Origin of the sequence: Arthrobacter vasquezii (assembly GCF_029455255.1) — a bacterium.
Lineage (GTDB): Bacteria > Actinomycetota > Actinomycetes > Actinomycetales > Micrococcaceae > Arthrobacter_D > Arthrobacter_D parietis.
The window spans coordinates 1-19385 of the sequence record NZ_JAROKN010000052.1; the positions used below are offsets into that span (position 1 = coordinate 1).

22 protein-coding genes are annotated in these 19385 nt (G+C 64.5%); 4 read left to right on the plus strand and 18 right to left on the minus strand.

The window, feature by feature from the left end; all coding sequences use genetic code 11:
• The 12 genes from P4U43_RS14440 to dacB form a co-directional block, all read right to left on the minus strand.
• On the minus strand, positions 1–1195 hold a 1195-nt coding region (locus P4U43_RS14440), incomplete at its 3' end, for a PH domain-containing protein (RefSeq protein WP_277359357.1).
• Positions 1192–1704 carry a PH domain-containing protein gene (locus P4U43_RS14445; protein ID WP_277359358.1) on the minus strand — a complete coding sequence of 171 codons (513 nt, stop codon included), beginning with the start codon at positions 1702–1704 and terminating at the stop codon, positions 1192–1194. The genes P4U43_RS14440 and P4U43_RS14445, both read right to left, overlap by 4 nt.
• Positions 1697–2188: a DUF3180 domain-containing protein gene (locus P4U43_RS14450; protein ID WP_056545763.1), complete on the minus strand. Its 492-nt coding sequence runs from the start codon at positions 2186–2188 to the stop codon at positions 1697–1699. The genes P4U43_RS14445 and P4U43_RS14450 overlap by 8 nt, the downstream gene beginning before the upstream one ends.
• 7 nt (positions 2189–2195) lie before the next feature.
• Positions 2196–2690, minus strand: coding sequence for a 2-amino-4-hydroxy-6-hydroxymethyldihydropteridine diphosphokinase (folK, locus tag P4U43_RS14455; RefSeq protein ID WP_277359359.1), 495 nt, complete (start codon positions 2688–2690; stop codon positions 2196–2198).
• Complete coding sequence (gene folB / locus P4U43_RS14460; RefSeq protein WP_277359360.1) at positions 2687–3070, minus strand: dihydroneopterin aldolase; 384 nt, start codon at positions 3068–3070, stop codon at positions 2687–2689. Before folB ends, folK begins: the two co-directional genes overlap by 4 nt.
• 7 nt (positions 3071–3077) lie before the next feature.
• Positions 3078–3983 (minus strand): dihydropteroate synthase, encoded by a 906-nt coding sequence (gene folP / locus P4U43_RS14465; protein WP_277359361.1) that lies wholly within the window; start codon positions 3981–3983, stop codon positions 3078–3080.
• 14 nt (positions 3984–3997) lie between these two features.
• Complete coding sequence (folE, locus tag P4U43_RS14470) at positions 3998–4615, minus strand: GTP cyclohydrolase I FolE (protein ID WP_404800751.1); 618 nt, start codon at positions 4613–4615, stop codon at positions 3998–4000.
• Between the two features lie 36 nt (positions 4616–4651).
• Complete coding sequence (gene ftsH, locus P4U43_RS14475; RefSeq protein ID WP_277359362.1) at positions 4652–6748, minus strand: ATP-dependent zinc metalloprotease FtsH; 2097 nt, start codon at positions 6746–6748, stop codon at positions 4652–4654.
• Positions 6749–6934: 186 nt separating this feature from the next.
• Positions 6935–7486 carry a hypoxanthine phosphoribosyltransferase gene (gene hpt, locus P4U43_RS14480; RefSeq protein WP_277359363.1) on the minus strand — a complete coding sequence of 184 codons (552 nt, stop codon included), beginning with the start codon at positions 7484–7486 and terminating at the stop codon, positions 6935–6937.
• A gap of 3 nt (positions 7487–7489) precedes the next feature.
• Positions 7490–8569 (minus strand): tRNA lysidine(34) synthetase TilS, encoded by a 1080-nt coding sequence (tilS, locus tag P4U43_RS14485; protein WP_277359364.1) that lies wholly within the window; start codon positions 8567–8569, stop codon positions 7490–7492.
• Positions 8566–9684 carry a zinc-dependent metalloprotease gene (locus P4U43_RS14490; RefSeq protein WP_346027820.1) on the minus strand — a complete coding sequence of 373 codons (1119 nt, stop codon included), beginning with the start codon at positions 9682–9684 and terminating at the stop codon, positions 8566–8568. Before P4U43_RS14490 ends, tilS begins: the two co-directional genes overlap by 4 nt.
• Positions 9685–9743: 59 nt before the next feature.
• Entirely contained in the window at positions 9744–11171 is a 1428-nt protein-coding gene (gene dacB / locus P4U43_RS14495; RefSeq protein WP_277359366.1) for a D-alanyl-D-alanine carboxypeptidase/D-alanyl-D-alanine endopeptidase, read from the minus strand.
• 172 nt (positions 11172–11343) lie between these two features.
• Between dacB and P4U43_RS14500 the strand changes: the two genes are divergently transcribed.
• Together P4U43_RS14500 and P4U43_RS14505 are read left to right on the plus strand one after the other, a co-directional pair.
• Positions 11344–11910: an inorganic diphosphatase gene (locus tag P4U43_RS14500; RefSeq protein ID WP_056546699.1), complete on the plus strand. Its 567-nt coding sequence runs from the start codon at positions 11344–11346 to the stop codon at positions 11908–11910.
• A gap of 90 nt (positions 11911–12000) precedes the next feature.
• Positions 12001–12627: a hypothetical protein gene (locus tag P4U43_RS14505; protein ID WP_277359374.1), complete on the plus strand. Its 627-nt coding sequence runs from the start codon at positions 12001–12003 to the stop codon at positions 12625–12627.
• On the opposite strand, the gene P4U43_RS14510 is transcribed toward P4U43_RS14505, so the two are convergent.
• Positions 12624–13481 (minus strand): HAD family hydrolase, encoded by an 858-nt coding sequence (locus tag P4U43_RS14510; RefSeq protein WP_277359367.1) that lies wholly within the window; start codon positions 13479–13481, stop codon positions 12624–12626. The two genes, P4U43_RS14505 and P4U43_RS14510, sit on opposite strands and share 4 nt — an antisense overlap.
• 92 nt (positions 13482–13573) lie before the next feature.
• Positions 13574–14839, minus strand: coding sequence for a serine--tRNA ligase (serS, locus tag P4U43_RS14515; protein ID WP_277359368.1), 1266 nt, complete (start codon positions 14837–14839; stop codon positions 13574–13576).
• Positions 14840–14907: 68 nt separating this feature from the next.
• On the opposite strand from serS, the gene P4U43_RS14520 reads away from it, so the two are divergent.
• Complete coding sequence (locus P4U43_RS14520) at positions 14908–16011, plus strand: diacylglycerol/lipid kinase family protein (protein WP_277359369.1); 1104 nt, start codon at positions 14908–14910, stop codon at positions 16009–16011.
• Between the two features lie 8 nt (positions 16012–16019).
• On the opposite strand, the gene P4U43_RS14525 is transcribed toward P4U43_RS14520, so the two are convergent.
• From P4U43_RS14525 to P4U43_RS14540, 4 genes are all read right to left on the minus strand, one after another.
• Entirely contained in the window at positions 16020–16403 is a 384-nt protein-coding gene (locus tag P4U43_RS14525; RefSeq protein WP_277359370.1) for a hypothetical protein, read from the minus strand.
• A gap of 84 nt (positions 16404–16487) precedes the next feature.
• On the minus strand, positions 16488–17459 hold the full coding sequence (locus tag P4U43_RS14530) for a DNA topoisomerase IB (protein WP_277359371.1): 972 nt from the start codon (positions 17457–17459) through the stop codon (positions 16488–16490).
• 33 nt (positions 17460–17492) lie between these two features.
• Positions 17493–18440, minus strand: a complete 948-nt coding sequence (gene pheA, locus P4U43_RS14535; protein ID WP_277359372.1) for a prephenate dehydratase — start codon at positions 18438–18440, stop codon at positions 17493–17495.
• The gene (locus tag P4U43_RS14540; protein ID WP_056545739.1) at positions 18437–18763 is read right to left on the minus strand and encodes a rhodanese-like domain-containing protein; all 327 of its coding nucleotides are present in this window, start codon (positions 18761–18763) and stop codon (positions 18437–18439) included. The genes pheA and P4U43_RS14540 overlap by 4 nt, the downstream gene beginning before the upstream one ends.
• Positions 18764–18876: 113 nt before the next feature.
• On the opposite strand from P4U43_RS14540, the gene P4U43_RS14545 reads away from it, so the two are divergent.
• Positions 18877–19385, plus strand: a 509-nt coding sequence (locus tag P4U43_RS14545) for an amidase family protein (protein ID WP_277359373.1), incomplete at its 3' end; no start/stop codon positions are given.

Below are 19385 nucleotides of genomic sequence, written 5' to 3' on the forward strand. Positions count from 1 at the left end.
CACCTGACCGGGCCAATAGCGCGGTGTCGGTCACCGCCACCCCGTTGCGCCGCCAGGCGAGCGGCGCGATGAGGCGTGCACGCCGCGGGGTGGTGATGAAACCGGCGTCGGAATCCCGTCCTGACAGGCCTGCCGAGAACACCTCGACGGGCGAGTCCGTTCCCGGATCGGGGAGCACCAGCGCGATTACCTGAAGAACCTCGTCCAGCGTTCCCACCGGAAGGAGGGTGGCGCGTGCCTGCGCCTCACCACTCGCGGACGCGCCGTAGCCGGCCACGTTCACGGTGACCTTGTACCAGCCCTTCAGGCGCCACAGGGGTGACTGGATCACGCCGACCGCCTGCACCCGACCGGGCGGCACCGTCTGTGTGCGGGTATCGAGAAGCCCGTAGCGGATGCGAATGCCGTCCGGTGAAATTGCTGCCCGGAAGTTGAACCCCGTGTTCAGCACGTTCCAGTAACCGCTGACCACACCGATGAGGATGGGAACGAAAGCCGCCAGCAGCGCCCCGGTCTCAAGAACGAAGGCAAAAACCACCACGCCGATCAGGCCGAGTACCACCGCGACAGTGTTGCCGGAGAGTGCCGCGGCGCCCAGCACGCGGGCAGGAGTGAGGGCAAGGACCTCGCGTTCGGGTGCCTCGGGGATGTCCTGTGGGTGCTCCGGATCCACGACGACGCCAGCTGCCCGCGCCAGGATGGTTGCCCGCAGCTTCTGAGCCTCCCCCAGTTTCAGGAAGGAGAGCCGTACCGCCGACTCCCCGGCGTCCGCCACATCGAACTTGAGCTCCGCGAGCCCGAACAGCCGCGCGAGGAACGGCTGGACAACGTCGATGGCTTGCACCCGGTCCAGACGCGCCTGCCGGTGCTGACGGAAGACCACTCCCGAATTGACTCGGACGTGCTCCTCGGTCACCTGGTAGCGCGTGTAGTACCAGGAGAGGAAGAACCCGGCCGCGATCAGCAGCACGACGCCGACGACGATGGCTATGGCAAGGGGAAGATTGCCTACCCCTTCTCCCCTGAATCCTCCAGGCTCTCCGGTCAGGAGACCCTCGAACCAATCGCGGCCGCCGAAAAAGATCAGCGCGGCAATGGCAATCCAGCCGCGGACGAGCGGCGAAATGATGTGGACGCGCTTCCATTCCTCGGGTGAGGCGGAGAGCACCGCCGGGTCAGGTACGGCGCCGGTCACAGCCCTGCCAGCTTCGCTTCACCGCGTGCCGAGAGCTGCTCCCGCAACCGCGCTCCCTCACTGGAAGGAAGCCCTGGAATTTCGGCATTGGTGCCCGGCGACGCCGTGTGCAGCTTGAGCGTGCACAGGCCGAGGGCGCGTTCAATCGGCCCTACCGCGACGTCGACATACTGCATCCGGCCGTAGGGCACCACCATGGTGCGCTGGAAGAAGATGCCCTGCCGGACCAGCAAATCCTCATTGCGCTCCGCATAGCCGATAGCGCGCACCTGACGGGGCAGGAGCAGTCCACGCCACCCGGCAAAGATGACGACGGCGGCGGGCAGCAACCACGCGAGCAGTAGCGGAAAGCGGGGCAGCACCCCCGTCAGCAACAGGACGAGCGGAACAGAGAAGATCACCAGGAAGATGAGGCTGCCTATCGCCCACCCTACAAGCCGGACCCTGAGGTACTTGGGTGACACCCGCGTCCACTCAATCCCCGCCGGGTCAATTGGTTCCCTACGCATACTCCCCCTCGCCGCTCTCACGCCTCGTCTCCGACCCGGCCTCATCATCCGGCGGAAGCTTACAGAAGCTCTCCACGATCAGTCCGACTGCAATCATGACTATGCCACCGGCAATCACCGCCAGCGAACCCCACAATGGACCGAGGTTGCTGCGGACTCCCACCAGCGTCAGCTGATCGGCGAGGATCCCCGCGTGCCAGCCGGTTGTCAGGGCACCCGCATAGGCAGTCGCCTGGGCAAGCACCACGGTGCGTGCCGCCAGGATCGGATCGAGGACCCGCTTGCGATTGCCGCCGCGCCAGCGCCTCACCCGGAGCCCGAAAATAAGTGTCACCGCGACGACGGCGGCGATGGTCAACAGCGAACTCAGCGGCAGCGACGGGGTGGGGTACCCGTTGCGGGTTGCCCACCAGTTGACCAGCCACCCGGCGGCACCGAACACCAAACCGATCAGAACCAGCCAGCCGATGCGGATTGATCCCACGGCTCTGCTAGGCCCCCTCGAACGGTACGAGGCCGGGGAGGTCTTCCGCCTGCTGGACAAGCTCCGCGACCGGGCGCCCAGACAGCGTAGCCGTTCCGTCCATCCACGCCCAGGGCTGCAGGACAAAGGCCCGCTCCGCCGCGCGGGGATGGGGCAGGGTCAGCTTTTCGTCATCCGAGACGAGATCGCCGTAGGTGATGATGTCGACGTCGAGAGTACGCGGACCCCACCGGACAGAGCGGACCCGGTGGTGCTTATTCTCAACGGCCTGACAGTGCTCAAGCAGTTCATACGGCCCAAGGTCCGTCTCAATCTCGATCACCATGTTGAGGTAGTCCGGCTGCTCCGGGCCGCCGACGGCCTTCGTCTGCACGATCGGCGACACTTCACGCAAACGCACGTTCGTGGAGTCAACGAGGTCGGCAACGGCGAGGGACAGCGTGTCGCGGCTTTCGCCGAGATTGCTGCCCAGCGCCAGGATGGAACGCACCGTTCCACTCATGAACGCTCCCGGAAGATGGAGACGGCGACGTCGCCAAACGGCACCTCGATGGGCGCCTTGGGTTTGTGCACGGTGACCTCGACGGCGTCCACGGCGAAGGCGGAAAGGATAGCGGCGGCTATGCGCTCAGCCAGTGCCTCGATGAGATCAAGCGGCTCACCTGTGATGAGTTCTACGACCTGTTCGGCGAGTTCGCCGTAGTGCGCGGTGCGCGTGAGGTCATCGCTCTCACCTGCCGGCCGCAGATCGAGGTGAAGCACCACGTCGACAATGAAGGGCTGGCCATCACGGCGCTCATGCTCGAACACCCCATGGTGCCCGACGGCGGTAATCCCCGTCAGTGTGATCCTGTCCCGCTGCGCGGGAGAACTTTGTGCCATGATCCGTCTACCTGGTCCAGGCTGCGGCGACCTTGACCGCATCCAGGTTCGGTCCGACGTCATGCACACGGACGCACCAGGCGCCGTGTGCAGCTGCTAGGGCGGAAACGGCAACGCTCGCGTCACCGCGCTCGGCGGGAGCTGCTGCCTTGCCAGCAACGCTGAGCAGGGTTCCGAGGAACCGCTTGCGGGAGGCTCCCACCAGAATGCGGTGACCGAGCACGTCGAATCGGTCCAGTGCGCGCAACAGTGCCCAGTTGTGGTCTTCCTTCTTGGCGAAGCCAATTCCGGGATCCAGGATGATCTGTTCCGGGGTTACACCGGCGGCGTAGAACTTGTCCCGGATGTCCGTGAGTTCGGAGATGACGTCCTCAACGACGTCATCATAGCTGGCAAGGGAATCCATGGTTTGCGGATTGCCGCGCTGGTGCATCAGGACGTAGTGGACTCCGCGTTCGGCAATCAGTCCCGGCATGTCCGGATCGAAATCCAGCCCGGAAACATCGTTCACAATGGCGGCGCCGGCATCAATCGCCCTAGCTGCAGTGGCCGCATGCATGGTGTCGACACTGACCAGCGCGCCCGCCTTAACCAGAGCCTCGACAACCGGAATGATGCGCTGCTGCTCCTCCTCTACGGTGATGCGGTCAGCGTTGGGGCGGGTCGATTCTCCGCCGACGTCCACGATGTCCGCTCCGGCGTAATGCATGCGCAGCCCTTCAGCAATGGCTTCATCTGCCGTTGCGAACTTGCCGCCGTCACTGAAGGAATCAGGGGTGACATTGAGGATTCCCATCACCAGCGCCCGCTCCGTCGGCAGGTCCGCGAAGGACTTGCGAACCCGGGATGGCCGCAGGACGGGAATGGGGGAGGTTGCCGGTCCGGTTCCTGGGGCTGCCGCGAGTGAATCCATAAAGTTGCTGTGTCCTATCTTCCAAGTATCAGGCTCATGGCCTCGGCGCGCGTGGCGGCTTCCCGCACCTGTCCGCGCACCGCTGAAGTGACCGTTTTGGCTCCCGGCTTGCGGATGCCGCGCATCGACATGCACATATGCTCACATTCGATGACCACGATCGCGCCCTTCGGCTGCAGGTGCTCCATCATCGCATCCACGATCTGCGTGGTGAGGCGCTCCTGCACCTGCGGACGCCGCGCATAAATCTCCACCAGCCGCGCCAGTTTGCTCAGGCCTGTGATTTTTCCGTCGTCTGAGGGAATGTACCCGATATGCGCTGAACCATGAAACGGGACAAGGTGATGCTCGCACGTCGAATAGAACGGAATGTCTTTGACGAGCACCAGCTCTTCGTGGTCCAGATCAAAGGTGGTCGAAAGGACATCCTTGGGATGCTGGTGAAGTCCCGCGAAGAACTCCGCGTACGCGCGGGCCACCCGTTTGGGTGTTTGCACGAGGCCGTCCCTGTCAGGATCCTCGCCGATGGCGGCGAGGATCTCCCGGACTGCCCGCTCGATTCTCGGCTGGTCCACCGTTGAACCGCTGGCCGCGAGAGCCACATCAACCATTTGATCGTCAAAATCGGTCACGCCAAGAATCCTATCCCGGCCCCTGTGGCCGACCTGCTAGCGGTTACGACGCTGGCCGTACCCGTCCTGGTCATTGTTCCCGGTGGTTCCGCCTTTGTTGTCCGGCTCAGTCTCCGGCTCCGGCAGGGCATCGCCCGTGACGTCGAAACCGCTGGGCAGATTGGCATCCGCAATCTGATCCTGCGGCGAAACGTTTTCGGGGTCAGGCTCTCCGGCTGCCTCCGCTTCCTGGCGTTCCTTGGCGGAGACCACGGGAGGGAGGGAGTGCACCGGCCGGCTATCCTTCGAGAGCCAGATGCTGCGCGCGTCCCGCTTGCGGATGTCGGTGAAGACCTCTGCAATCTCCGCCTGGTTCAGGGTTTCGCGTTCCAGCAGTTCGAGAGCCAGCCGGTCCAAAACGTCTCGGTTTTCGGTAAGGATGGCATACGCCTCATCATGGGCGTTGTCCACGAGCCGACGCACCTCCTCATCGACGATGTAGGCGATGTGATCCGAATAGTTGCGCTCGTGGCCCATGTCGCGGCCCAGGAACGGCTCGCCGCCGCCCTGGCCGAGCTTCACGGCACCGATCCTCTCGCTCATCCCGTACTGTGTCACCATCTTCCGGGCAGTAGCGGTTGCCTTCTCGATGTCATTCGATGCACCTGTCGAGGGATCGTGGAACACGATCTCCTCCGCCACGCGGCCGCCCATGGCATAGGCCAGCTGATCGAGGAGTTCGTTGCGGGTGATGGAGTACTTGTCATCCGCGGGCAGCACCATGGTGTAACCCAGAGCCCGGCCCCGCGGAAGGATGGTCACCTTGGTGACCGGATCCGTGTTGCGCAGTGCGGCGGCAACCAGGGCGTGGCCGCCCTCATGGTACGCCGTGATTTTCCGCTCCAGCTCCTTCATGACCCGGCTGCGCTTCTGCGGCCCGGCGATGACGCGGTCGATCGCCTCGTCGAGGGCGCGGTCGTCGATGAGCTGGGCGTTGGACCGGGCGGTGAGCAGCGCTGCTTCGTTCAGGACGTTCGCGAGGTCAGCACCGGTGAACCCGGGAGTCTTTTTGGCTACGGACTTCAGGTCCACGCCGGGCGCCATGGGCTTGCCCTTCGAGTGGACCTGCAGGATGCGCAGGCGCCCGCCCATATCCGGGGCTTCGACGCCGATCTGCCGGTCGAAGCGACCGGGACGCAGCAGCGCAGGATCCAGCACGTCCGGTCGGTTGGTCGCTGCGATGAGGATGACGTTGGTGTTGGCGTCGAAGCCGTCCATCTCCACCAGAAGCTGGTTGAGGGTCTGCTCACGCTCGTCGTTGCCGCCGCCCACGCCGGCACCGCGGTGGCGTCCGACCGCGTCGATCTCGTCAACGAAGATGATGGCCGGAGCGTTGGATTTTGCCTGTTCAAACAGGTCACGGACGCGCGAGGCACCGACACCCACGAACATCTCGACGAAGTCGGATCCGGAGATTGAGTAGAACGGCACTCCGGCTTCACCCGCAACGGCGCGGGCCAAGAGGGTTTTACCGGTTCCGGGAGGGCCGTAGAGAAGCACGCCCTTGGGGATCTTCGCGCCGAGCGCCTGGAATTTGGCAGGCTCCTGCAGGAATTCCTTGATCTCGTGGAGTTCCTCGACTGCTTCATCAGCGCCTGCGACGTCATTGAAGGTGACCTGGGGCATGTCCTTGTTGATGAGCTTGGCTTTGGATTTGCCGAACTGCATCACCTTGGAGCCGCCGCCCTGCATCCTGCTGAGCAGGAACCAGAAGATTGCACCAAGGATCAGGATGGGCAGGATCAGGCCGAGGATGCTGGTGAACCAGTTGTTCTCGACCGGCTGGTCCGTGAAGCCGTCCACGTCTGAGGAGTTGATGGCGTCGACTACGTCCTCGGCACGTGCGGCGCTGAAGAAGAAGGAAACGCTGCGGCCGAGCTCTTCATAGTCCTCGCGCAGCGTGAGATCAACCCGCTGCTCGCCGTCGTAAATCTTTGCCTGCTCCACCTGATCGCTCTCGAGGAGTTCCAGGCCGATATTGGTGTCCACTCGGGCACCGCTGCTGTTGAACACGGAGGGCAGGATGACCAGAAGTGCGGCAACTGCCAGCACAATCCAGAAAATGGGTCCTCTGAACAAGCTCTTCAATTTCATTCAACTCAGGGCGCAGTGCCCTGTCCCTCCTGATTAACTGCCACATAGCGCTCGTCCACCTGCGGATCGCCCAAAGCGGCGCGCCCGAAATGTGCTACCAGCTTTACATTCTCTCCAGAATCCACGCGCACCCGCGGTGGAAAGTTCCCTCTGGGCGTACAGGCGGGTTCCCGCCCACCTGCGGAGCTATTCGTAGACGTGCGGCGCGAGGGTACCGATGAAGTCCAGATTGCGGTACTTCTCGGCGAAGTCCAGGCCGTAGCCCACCACGAACTCGTTCGGGATGTCATAGCCGACGTACTTCACGTCGATCGCTACCTTTGCGGCGTCAGGCTTGCGGAGCAAAGTGCAGATCTCGACGGAAGCGGGACCGCGTGAGAGCAGGTTGGCTTTCAGCCAGGACAGGGTGAGCCCCGAATCAATGATGTCCTCGACGATCAGGACGTGCTTGCCCATGAGGTCTGTCTCGAGGTCCTTGAGAATCCGGACCACACCGGAGGACTGCGTTCCCGAACCGTAGGAGGAAACGGCCATCCAGTCCATGGTGACGTGCGAGTGCATGGCGCGTGCCAGATCAGCCATGACCATCACCGCACCCTTGAGCACTCCAACGATGAGGACGTCCCGGCCGGCGTAATCGCGGTCGATTTCCGCGGCCAGTTCCTGGACCCGTTGCTGAATCTCTTCCTTGGTGTAGAGAACGTGCTTGAGGTCCGACTGGACGTCTTGTGAATCCACCAATTACTCCCGGATTGTGAGGTTTTTCCTAAGGACAAGACTGCCATAGCTTGAGTGGCCTTGGGGAACCCCTGCACCCCTGACCTGCCGGTAGGCGCTCACGCTGCCGCCGAGCTGCACTGGACCCGCCGATCCGGTGCGCCGCAACAGGTTCTCTGCGGCCAACAGGCGTTCGAAGCTTGGTTGAATTCCGCCGAGTTCGACGACGGCGAGCGCCAGGACCCGCTGCCGGAGAGCGGGCGGAAGGGCGCGCAGGCCCTCTTCGGACAGGAGGAGGCTGCCGCCGTCGTGCTCTTCTTTCCCCGGCTCACTACTGCCTGCAGTCTTTCTGAGCCGGCCGTACTCGACCTCTGCGAGCTCGTCCAGGTAGGCGGCGTCCTGGGAGAGGATCCGCGACGTCCGGTACAGGGACTCTGCGATTCCGGGGCCTAGCTCGTCCTCCAGGAAAGGCAGCACCCGGGTGCGTACGCGTGAGCGCATCAGGGAAGGGTCCGCGTTGGTCGGATCATGCCACGGGTCAAGACCAGTGAACCGGCAGATCTCCTCCGTCTGAATGCGCCGGAGGGCGAGGAACGGTCGAAGGTAAACCCCTCTGCGCGGGGGCATGCCGCTCAATGAGCGGGTTCCCGAACCCCTGGAGAGACCGAGGAGTACCTGTTCGGCCTGGTCATCGAGGGTATGGCCGAGCAGAACGGCGGCGGCGCGGTGCTGTTCGACGGCGGCATCGAGCGCCCCGTATCGGGCAATCCGTGCTGCGGCTTCCGGGCCCATTCCAGCTGTTGCCACCTCAACCCGGCGCACCTCCACCGGTGCAAGGCCCAGAGCCGCCAGTTGGGAGCGCGCGGCCTCCGCTACGTCCGCGCTGCCCTGCTGCAAACCATGATCGACGACGACGGCACCCACCCGGTACTGACCGGTCTGCGCGAAGTACGCCGCCGTAACGGCTAGCGCGAGTGAGTCGGTTCCGCCGCTGCACGCAACCAGGATCAGCGATCCCTCGGAAACCTGCGCATCCTCGAGCGCGGCGCGGATCAGGTTTCTCGCCGTGCCGACCGTAGGGCTGAGCCGCGGCCGGCGGCTCACAGTCCCATCCGGGTGATCCACTCCCTGGGCGCGTGGATCTCCTTTTCGGTGGGCAGGTTCTCCGCTTGCTCCCACACCCGGTTGAACCCTTCCATACCGACGGCGTCCACGACCGCGCGGACGAAGCGTGCCCCGTCGCTGTACTGGCGCATTTTCGCATCCAGGCCCAATAGGCGGCGGATGAACTTCTCGACCGGTCCACGGGTTTTCCCTCGTGCGTTGAACCGGCGGCGGATGGTCTTCACGGTGGGCACGATGCTGGAATCAACGGCGTCCATCACCACATTCGCGTGTCCTTCGAGCAGGCTCATGACGGCGGTGAGGTGGGAGAGCCGGGCCTTGTCTTCAGGTTCCTGGAGCAGGGAGAGGATGCCGCCATCGCTCGGGGGCACGCCGTCGTCGTCCTGGTCCTTACCGTTCTGGCTGCGTGTTGGCAGCGACTTCAGCGCGTTGGTGAGCCGCTCCGCCAGGGTTTCGGCCTTGTCCGCCAGGCCGACGGTGAGTTCGGAGATGTGCTCCAACATGTGGTCCTTGAGCCACGGTGCGGCAGCGAACTGCACCCGGTGGGTCTGCTCGTGCAGGCACACCCACAGCCGGAAGTCGGCGGGCTCCACATTCAGTTCACGCTCAACGGAGACGATGTTGGGCGCCACGAGCATCAGGCGTCCGCCGGGCCCGCGGCTGGAGGCAACAAACGGATCATACTGCCCGAGGACCTTGCTCGAGAGAAAGGCGAGGATGGTGCCCATCTGGGCACCGGTCACTGCGCCGCCGAGGGCCGCATTGGCCGCCTTCAGCTGCTCGCCTTTGGTCTGCGCAAGGTGCTCGATCGCCGGCGCCATCAGCACCTTGAAGCTCTGGGTGTTGGCCTTGGCCCACGATGCGCGGTCCACGATGATCAGCTCCGAATCCCGCAGGTCCCGCGCCGCCTCGAGGCCCGTGATCCGATGAACGTGCTCAACGGAGAGATCTGCCAGTTCCCGGAGGTTCGCTACGGCGTCCCGCACTTCCCCGGCGCTCAGTTTGGGGCCCGGAGGCGCCAGTTTCGCCGCGCTGCTGGCGGCCAGATCCCAGTTGACGAGCTGAAGGGGGGCGTTGCTGTCCATGGTGGCCATTCGACCACATTAGTCTGGGAGGCCGCTTGGCGGAGTCCACCCAGAGCGCACACCGGGGTTCAGCGGCACCCGCAGGTGGCAAGGACAGCGGCTGCTCTGTCCACCGCGGCCCGTGCCGGCTCCGTGGTCCCGTCAAGGCCGCTCGCAATGAACGAGAACACCAGCAGGCGGCCATCAACTGACACCACGTGACCGCTGAGGGCAGTCACCGCGTTGAGGGTTCCGGTCTTGGCGCGGACCAGGCCCGCGCCCGCAAAAGTGGGGGCGTCGTCGTCGTTGTAGCGGTCCGCCAGCGTGCCGGAGAGGCTGGCCACGGGAAGGCCGTGCAGCACGTGCCGCAGCGCCCGGTTGTCGGAGCGGAGCAGCGTGCGCACCACGTCCGAGAGCTGCCGCGGGCTGATTCGGTTCCTGGGCGAAAGGCCTGAGGCATCTCCAAGCACCATTTCCTCTGTCTGCACTTCGAGCCCGGCGATCACCTCGGCGATCGTTTCGAGCCCCCCGCCAAACGACGCCGGCCTGCCGCTGGCCTCTGCCGCGAGCCGGGCGAGCACCTCGGCGAGGTAGTTGTCCGAGGTGCGGAGCATGTGTTCAACCAGCGCTTCGACCGTCGCCGACTCGACGGACGCCACCTCCTCCGCGTCCTCACCCGTAACCTGCCGCTCGATGCCCTCCTCAACCTGCACGCCAGCGGCAAGTAGCGCCTCCCGGAATACGGTGGCCGCAGCCAGTGCCGCATCCGCCGCCCTCGCGCCGGACTGCTTCGACTCATCCGTCCAGGACGAATTGATGGCGAGAGGATAGATCGGCGCAATCTCGCCGGCCTGCACGTCACCGGGCTGCCAGCTGGGGTTGAGGACGTCCCCGACAAAGAGCGAGTCGTCAATCACGACGCGGTACGGGCCATCGCCGTCGAGCTGGGCTGCCGTCTCCCGGGCGAGTGTAGCAAGACCGGCATGGCCGATAACGCTCTCGGCATCGGACTCCCCGGAGCCGAGGAGGACGTCCCCTCCTCCACGCAACACCAGGACGCCTTCCCCGCCGGCGCCTCCCGTGAGCACAGAGGTGGTCAACCGCTGATTCGGATCGAGTTTGGCCAGCGCCGCGGTGGCAGTGAGGATCTTGATGTTCGAGGCGGGAAGCTGCGGTTCCCCTCCGCCCCGGTCAAAAAGCACCTCGCCGGTCAGCGCATCAAGAACGACGCCGGTCACCGGGGTCCCGCCCGGAACCTCCAGTGCGGCGGCGAGCAGGGGGGCAAGAACGTCCGGAACCGGCACCGGCGCCTGTGCGTCCAGCTGGCTGACGAGCGTGGGGGCGGCAACGTCGTCCGGAGTTTGTTGGATGACCGGGATTTCCGGTTCCGCCTGCGGAGGCGGGCCGGTGACCAGCTCCGCAACCTGCGGGCCGTAATGGAAACCGACAGGGACCGCTAGCACTCCGAGAACCAGGGCAAGCAACAGGGCAGTGAACACCCTGGCGCTGCGGTTCATGGCGTCCTCTCGAAAGGCTCATGCTGGGAACTGAAGGGATCGGCTCCGGACACGAATCGATGATGCGCGCGGCGGCCTATATCTTTAACAGTAGATGGGGGCTGCGGGTGGTTCGGCAGCCCCGCCAAGGTTTTCACTTACCAACCGCTGACCGCAGGAGTTCCACATGGCAATGAAGCTCGACGTCACCATTGAGATCCCCAAGGGATCACGCGTCAAGTATGAGATCGACCACGAGACCCACCGCCTCCGGCTGGATCGCGTGCTCTTCACCTCGATGCAGTACCCCACGCATTACGGCTACTTCGAGAACACGCTGGGCGAAGATGGAGATCCGCTGGACGCCCTGGTTCTGCTGCAGGACTTCGACCTCATCCCGGGAGTCCTGGTTGAGTCCCGCCCGATCGGCGTTTTCAACATGGTGGACGACGGCGGCGGAGACGCCAAAGTACTGTGTGTCCCCGTTGATGCCCGCTTCGACCACATCCAGGATCTCGGAGACGTTTCCAAGTTCCTGCTGGATGAGATCGAGCACTTCTTCCGGAAGTACAAGGATCTGGAGCCGGGCAAGTGGGTTGAAGCCGCTGATTGGGAGGGCCGCGAGGCCGCAGAGGCAGAAGTTGAGGCATCACTGAAGCGTTTCCAGGCTCTGGGTGAAGCAAGTGAAGAGGACGAGCCGCAGGGGCGCGCTGTCGACACCGACACCGACAACGCTGACAATGATCCGCAGGGCCGGTAGCTCCTGATCGATAGTTCCACACCAAACATTGCCCTCGAATCAACGCAAATCGGTTGATTCGAGGGCTTCCTCGGTCATACTGGGGTCATGCTGTTCGTGGTCACCATCAATCAGCGCGATTCCCGCGACGTGGGTGACCTGGTGCCCGAGCTGCTGCGTGAGTTCCGGTTCATCGACACGGTGGTGCCGTTTCAACGCTCGGTGGGCGACGAGCTGCAGGGCGTTGTGGGCAGCGCCGGGGTTGCCGTCGATGTGGCGCTGAAAGGGATCCGGTACCGGCGCTGGCACGTCGGGATCGGCGTCGGAGAGGTCCATTCCCCCCTGCCTGAACGCATCACCGACGCCGAGGGGTACGGACTGGTGTACTCGCGCAGGGCGGTGAACCGGGCGCAGAAGACTGGTGAGCGGATCCCGCTCGCGGTGGAAGGCCCCGACTCGGAGGTTTCGGCCGAGGCGGAAGCGGTGCTGCGCCTTTTGGGGCAGATTGTCTACACGCGCACCGACGCGGAGTGGAATGTCCTGGACCTCATGACACCGGGAGCCCGCGGGCAGCAGAAACTGATAGCCCAGGAGCTGGGAATCACCACCCAGGCAGTGAGCAAGGCCGTCATCCGTTCACACTGGATGGAAGAGTGGGCCACCCGTCCCGCAGCCGCCCGGCTGCTGGACCTGGTGTACGGCCCGGCGGCGCTGCCGCCGGCAGCGCTGGCGTACTAGCGCTCGTCCTGTCCCGCCCGGGTGAGGGAGCGCAGGATCTTCGCGGCGCCGTCGTCGTACACCGAAGCCGTCACCTCGGAAGCCGCGGCCAGCACCTCTTCAGGGGCCTGGCCCATCGCAACCCCGCGCGCTGCCCAGGAAAGCATCTCAATGTCATTGCGGCCGTCACCGATGGCAACGGTTTCGGAGGGATCGACGTCCAGCCTCCGACGTACCAGCTCAAGCGCGCTGGCCTTCGTGACGCCCGCAGCTGCAATGTCCAGCCAGGCGGTCCACCCTACCGAGTAGGTAACACCGTGGAGTCCGATGGATTCGACGGCCTCGCCGAACTCCTCGGCCGTGCTGTCCGTACTGAACACCACCACCCGGACGGCCCGCGCCCGCAGCATCCGCTGGAAGTCAACGCTTTCTGCCTCTGCTCCGAAACTCGCATCCTGGAACCGCTCGGTGGAAAGGAAGCGGCCCTCATCATCCTCGAGGGCGAACTTGGCCGAGGGAAGGCACTTTCGCAGGGCCACCAGCGCCGGTCGCGGGTCGAAGACCACCCGGTTGACGACTTCATAGCCGTCCTCGAACTCGTCCACATCGATGCGAAGAGTGACGCCGCCGTTGGAGCACACGGCATGACCGCGAGTAAGCCCGATCTTCTCGATAATGGGCAGGGTGGCGCCGAGCGATCTGCCGGTAGCGATCACCACCTCGTGGCCGGCATCCACGACGGCGCTGGCCGCGGTGCGGACCTCGTCCGACATGAGCCCCTCGTGATCCACAAGGGTCCCGTCAACATCGAGGGCAATGAGTTTCCGTGTTGTCTGCTGCTGGTCATCGATGCCAGCGGAAAATGTAGTTGTCATCGTTAAAGTGAACCAGAAAGCCAGTAATCGCGGGTAGGTTTTTGATCACAACTAAGCCAACGGCTGGTTACGTGTGAGGGCTGAACCTGCCTCTACAGGACCGGGAGAACCTCCAGGCCTCCGAGATATGGGCGCAGTGCGGCCGGCACGTTGACCGAGCCGTCAGGGTTTTGGTGATGCTCAAGGATGGCGACAATCCACCGGGTTGTCGCGAGGGTACCGTTCAGCGTTGCCACGGCGCGGGTAGCCTTGGCGCCCTGCACGCGTTCGCGGATGTTGAGCCGCCGAGCCTGGAAGCCGGTGCAGTTAGAGGTGGACGTGAGCTCGCGGTACGCGTTCTGGGTGGGCACCCAGGCTTCGCAGTCGAACTTGCGCGCGGCTGACATCCCGAGATCCCCGGCGGCGGTGTCGATGACGCGGTAGGGCAGCTCAACCTTTGCCAGCATCTCCTCTTCCCAGGCGAGCATGCGCTCGTGCTCCGCTTCTGATTCCTCAACCGTGGTGTAAGTGAACATCTCCACTTTGTTGAACTGGTGCACCCGGATGATCCCCCGGGTGTCCTTCCCATGTGAACCGGCTTCCCTCCGGTAGCAGGAGGACCAGCCGGCATACCGCAGTGGCCCGGCCGAGAGGTCCACGATCTCATCCGAGTGATACCCGGCCAGCGCTACCTCGGACGTGCCGGTCAGGTAGAGGTCGTCCTCCGGAAGGCGATAGATCTCCGCGTCGTGGGCGATATCGAAACCGGTCCCCTGCATGGTCTCGGGCCGCACCAGTGTGGGCGTGATCATGGGTGTGAACCCGGCACTGATTGCCTGATCCATAGCCATGTTGAGCAGGGCAAGCTCCAGGCGCGCACCTACGCCCTTCAGGAAGTAGAAGCGGGACCCGGAAACCTTGGCGCCGCGCTCCATGTCGATCGCGCCGATCAGCTCGCCGATTTCCAGGTGGTCCCGCGGATCAAAATCGAACTGCCGGGGCTCTCCTACTGTTTTGAGGACCACGAAGTCTTCCTCGCCACCAGCCGGCACGCCATCGAGAATGGCGTTGGGCAGCCGACGCAGAAGGGCGTCCGCCTCGGATTTCGCTTCCTCGGCCTGCGCTGCGGCAGCCTTCACCGACGCCGCCAGTTCCTTCACCTCGGCAAGAAGTGCCTGCTTTTCCTCGCCCTGCGCCTTGGCAACGCGCTTGCCGAAGGAGTTCTGCTCAGCCCGCAGCGACTCCGCACTCGTGACCGCCTCGCGACGCCGGGAATCAGCCGCGATGATCGCATCCACCAAAGACTCGTCGGCCTTCCGCGCACGCTGCGAAAGGCGGAATTTTTCAGGATTGTCGCGGAGTTCGTTTACGTCGATCACCTCACAAGACTACCGAATGGGATCTGCGCGCCCGGCACCCGTGCGCTGAAGGATAGTCTGGGGAAATCATGCCCCTTGAGTGGATTATCACCGCCCTTGCGGTTGTCGCCGCAGCCGCGTCAGCGTTCAGCTGGTGGGGCGTTCGAAAGCTGCGCCGTGAACGCTCACTGCAGTGGGAGGAACCGCGCCCCACCCTTTCGGCGACCGGGGAACAGCAGCGGGTTGCGTTGGTCCTCAACCCGGTCAAACTCAGTGCGCCGCTCGCCCGCGAGCAGGTTGAGCAGGCCTGCTCAGACGCCGGATGGGAACCTCCCCTGGTGCTGGAGACGACGGTTGCGGAGCCGGGTGCCGCCCAGGCGCGGCGCGCTGTCGCAGAAGGTTACGACGTCGTTCTTGCAGCAGGCGGGGACGGCACTGTCCGCGCCGTGGCAACCGGGCTGGTTTCCAGCGATGCCGCGCTGGGACTGCTGCCGCTGGGGACCGGTAATCTGCTGGCGCGCAACCTCGGTATAGCCGTCAACGACGTGCCACGCAGCGTCAGGCAGGCGCTTCACGGGGCTGGCCGGCGGATCGATATGGGCCGTGTCGAGCTCCGCAATGAGCGGACCGGTGTCAGCGGTGAGCATACATTCCTGGTGATGGGCGGCGTCGGGCTTGATGCTGTGGTGGTGGCTGCCACCAAGGACGCCCTGAAGAAGAAATTCGGTTGGCTGGCTTACAGCGAAGCCGGCGTGCGGAGCCTGCCCGGAAAACGCCAACGCATGTCGATCAGCATTGACGGCGGGCCCGCGCAGACCCGGAAAGTGCACAGTGTCCTGTTCGCAAATTGCGCACGGCTGCCCGGCGGCATCACCTTCGTCCCCGACGCGACAATAGACGACGGCTATCTCGATGTTGTGATTACCAGTCCGCGGAGCATACTCGGCTGGCTGTGGGTTGCCGCGAAGATCCTCTTCCGGCACGCGGGGCCCATTCCGGTGATCACCTACCACCGCGTGAAGCGGGTGGACGTCCGTGTCTCCGAGGCAACGGGCACCCAGCTCGACGGCGACACCTCCGGCGATGTGACCTCCCTGAGCGTGAGCGTGGCTCCCGGCGCACTGATGGTCCGGGTCCCTGGACGGGCAACCGGACCATCAACTGGAATGTTCAGCGACGCGCCTGCGCAGTAGAAACGCTGCTAGTGGCGCTCAGTTCCCTCGGCGTCGCCGCCTTCCTGGAGGGACGGGACGGAGTCAGCATCGGTGTACTCCCCCTCAATGTTGGAGTCTGCGTCCGTGGTGCCGTCCTTGTCGGTGTACTCACCTTCGTCAAGCTGGTCCTGACCTTCGGTGTACTCGCCGACCCCGTCAGCGCGCTGCGCGCCGGTGTAGCCGCCCGTGGCTGCGCCGGTTGTCTCACCCACCGCATCAGCGTTCTGTGCCTGGCTGTTGATGAGCTGCTGCTCCTCCGCGAAGCGCAGGTCATTGCCCTGGTCGCCGGCATCGCCGTGCCAGTTCGGGTCAGAGGTGGATCCGTCATCCTTGTTTGGGTTGACCTCGTTGTTGTGTGGCTGCTCGCTCATGGTGCCTGCCTTTCCAAAAGGGTCGCCCATTGGCCGGGCGCTCACCATCAGCCTACTTAGCGACCGGTCCATGGGAAAGCATTCCTACGCTTTAAGCAGCTCGCGAACAGCCTTCTCCGACGCGGAGTAGCTCGCCACGGGTATGGCCTCCCCGGACATGAAGCGGTCCACCACGCGCGGGTCCACATACGAGCTGCGGGCGATCGCCGGAGTATTGCCGAGGTGTTCAGCGACCGAGCGCATGGTCGCGGCGACTGCCTTCTGCCGCGCCGTCCGACTGGTGGCCTTCAGATCCATCCGGGCGAGCTCCATGGCCGCGACGACAGTAGCCTGCCAGGTGCGGAAATCCTTTGCCGTGAAGCCTCCACCCGTGACCTGGCGGAGGAACTCATTGAGCTGGGAAGCGTCAATCGAATGCCAGGATTCGTCTGCGGCACGGTACGCAAGCATAGTGTCCGCGCCTTCCCTGCGCATCATCGGGCGCAGCGCCGCGGCGAGATCCGGGTCCTCGATGGTGGTGTCCCACTGCTGGCCGCTCTTTCCGGGAAACTGCAGGGTAATCACCGGTCCGCTGAGCGTAACGTGCTCAACCCGCAGGGTTGTCACCCCGAAAGAACCGTTCTCGGCTGCGTACTGCGCCGATCCAATCCGTAGCGCACCGGAGTCAACAATGCGCAGCGCAGCCGCGAAGGCCCGCTCCCGGCCGCTGCCGTTGCTGCGCAGGTGCTGTGTGATGACCCGCCGCGCGCTGGGGAGGCGTTCGCCGAAATCCAGCGCCCGGTCAAACTTCTCGCGGTCCTTCTTCTCCCGCCAGGCGGGGTGATAGATGTATTGCCGCCGACCGGCGTCGTCTGTGCCTAGCGCCTGGATATGGCCATTGGGATAGGGGCTGATCCAGACATCACGCCATGCCGGCGGAATGACCAGGTCTTTGATCCGCTCAAGTTCATCGCGTTCCAGCGGCTCACCCTGCTGGTTGCGGTAACTGAAGCCCTTTCCGTGGCGACTGCGGGTGTAACCGGGCTTGTTGCAGTCACTGCGTCGAAGTCGTGGCACGCCGCCTCCTCTGATACCGCCTGCAGGGAAGACCTAGCCTATGCTCTCCGGATCAACCGTGGGGGAACGCAGCAGCGAGTCAACCCACTCCTGCGCTGACTGGAACGCCTGGTCGGAGGTATGCCGGGCAACGTCATATTCACGCCGGTCCGCGCGTGCATAGGAACCGAGGAACCGCAGCCCCGGGCTGATGCGGTGCAGTCCCTGGAGGGCGTCGGCAACGCGGGCATCCGCTACGTGGCCGTCCGCGTCGATGCTGAAGAAGTAGTCCCCCAGGAACAGTCCCGTGGGGCGGGATTCAATCCTGCTGAGGTTGACTCCGCGTGCAGCGAACTGATCGAGAATCTCCATCAGGGCGCCCGGATGGTCTTCCGGCAGGGGAATGACCAGGGTGGTCTTGTCCGCCCCGGTCCGTGCCGGCAGGGTGTCCGGCCTGCTGACCAGGATGAAGCGGGTCACCGCGTCGGCAACATCACCGATGTGCTCTGCGAGGACGCGCAGGCCGAGGCGGTTGGCCACGAGAGGTGAGCAGATCGCGGCATCGTGGCCGGCGCCGTCGTCGAGCAGGGTGTGGGCTGCAGCCGCTGTTGAGGAAGCCGGAATGTATTCCGCGGCTGGAATGTTCTGTTCGGTCCAGCCCCGGCACTGCGCCCAGGCGTGGCCGTGGGTTGCTACGAAGCGGATGTCGGCGAGCTCCAGCCCTGGGCGTCCCACCAGCACAAAGGAGACCGGAACAAGGATTTCCCGGATGATGCGCAGGGGGTCCCCGTTGGCAATCGAATCAAGGGTGGCTGATACGCCGCCCTCCACCGAGTTTTCTATGGGCACCATCGCTGCCGTCACTCGGCCTGTGCGGACCATGTCCAGAGCGGAGCTCACCGTCACTGCGGGTACCCTCTCGGCCTTGTCCGCCCCGGGCACCTGGAGGAGAGCTGCCTCGGTGAAAGTGCCCTCGGGGCCGAGATATGCGTAGGAGCTCATAGAACGCGCGGCTCCTCACCGGTTTCAGAGACCATCGGCCTCGAGGCCTCCACCCAGGCGTCCATTCCGCCGCTGACATTCACCGCAGAGTATCCGTTGGCGACCAGCCATTCGCTTACCCGGAACGAGCGTCCGCCGGTCCGGCAAATGACGTGCAGGTCTTCATCCGGGTCAAGCTCGTCGAGCCGCGCCGGAATATCGTTGACGGGGATGTGCCGGGCTCCTTCGATGTGCCCGGCCTCCCACTCATAATCTTCACGCACGTCCAGGACGGCGGTGCCCTCACTGATTGCGTCGATGGACACGTTTTCGCTGTTGGTCACTGCAAGCTCCGTCTCTGTTCCTTGTCCGACTCCGACATTCCGACTCCAGTACGCCTTGAATCCAAGCCTATAGTGGGGACCGCAGACACCCCACCCCTGAGGAAGGCCCTCCTATGAGTTCCCTTTCCGAGCTGACCGCTCTTGAACAGCGGGACCTCCTCCGACGCGGTGAGCTCAGCTCCCGGGAACTCACTATGCATTACCTGGACCGAATCGACGCCCGGAATATGGAGCTGGGCGCCTTTGTCACCGTGACTGCTGACGCGGCACTGGCGGAAGCCGGCGCCGCTGACCAACTGCAGGCAAGCGGGGCGGACCTGCCTCTGCTACATGGCCTGCCGCTTGCGCACAAGGACCTGACCGACGTCGCCGGGGTTGTGACCACACACGGAAGCGCAGCGTTGCAGCACACGGTGGCGGCTGCAGACTCGCCGCTTGTCGCCGTTCTCCGGCGGGCCGGCGCGATCAGTGTGGGAAAGACGCAGGTTCCGGAGTTCGGTCTGAGCTGCTACAGCGAGAATTCCGTTGCACCGCCGTCGCGGAATCCGCTCGACCCGGCGCTCAGCTCGGGTGGTTCCTCCGGCGGCAGCGCAGCGGCTGTCGCGGCAGGCCTGATCCCGTT